The 301-nt window shown below is 60.8% G+C and carries 1 pseudogene; it reads left to right on the top strand.

The features are described from left to right. A pseudogene (locus tag KBI52_RS00480) lies at nt 1-301 on the top strand (replication protein C); the annotation flags it as partial.

The raw sequence follows: 301 nt of genomic DNA on the forward strand, positions 1-301 counted from the left end.
CTGCGCGAGGTGCAGAAGCGCGCCTTTGACGAGGTCACGATCTGCCGGCGGGCGGCGGAAGAAGCTTTAGCGGCCCTGGCGGAGCATTTCCCCGAGCTCGACCGCAGTGCGTTCGAAGGGGAGCTGAAGACCTTGCAGGCCCGCACGCCAGCCCGATCGAAGGTGACGCTGCCGGTCGACCTGCTTGAAGCCTGGCAGCTGTTGAGAATCCGGGTTGAGGAAGCCTTCTTTGAAAAGGGCAATGCCGGACTCGGAGTCCGTCACTCTAATAACAACAACGGATCTCCTAGTGAGACTTGTA

Origin of the sequence: Microvirga sp. HBU67558 (assembly GCF_018069605.1) — a bacterium.
Classification (GTDB): Bacteria; Pseudomonadota; Alphaproteobacteria; order Rhizobiales; family Beijerinckiaceae; genus Microvirga; species Microvirga terrae.